We start from the raw sequence: 261 nt of genomic DNA, 5'->3' as shown, positions 1-261 counted from the left end.
CGGGTTTCGCGACGCACGCGGTGATCGACCGCGCGTCGGCCGTCGCGGTCGACGACGACGTGCCGCCCGACGTCGCCGCGGTGCTCGGCTGTGCCGTGCTCACCGGTGGGGGTGCCGTCCTCAATGCGGCCCGGCCGCGGCCGCAGGACAGCATCGCGATCGTCGGCCTCGGTGGGGTCGGCATGGCCGCTCTCCTGACGGCCGTCGCGCAGGGGATCTCGCGCATCGTCGCGATCGACACTCTCGACGACAAGCTCGCCC

The 261-nt window shown here is 73.9% G+C and carries 1 pseudogene; it reads left to right on the top strand.

Annotated features, from left to right (window positions below):
* Nucleotides 1-261 (top strand): annotated as a pseudogene (locus N801_RS19390) (alcohol dehydrogenase); the annotation flags it as partial.

The sequence above is a fragment of the Knoellia aerolata DSM 18566 genome, from assembly GCF_000768695.1.
GTDB lineage: Bacteria > Actinomycetota > Actinomycetes > Actinomycetales > Dermatophilaceae > Knoellia > Knoellia aerolata.
This window is presented reverse-complemented; position numbering and strand designations above follow the sequence as displayed.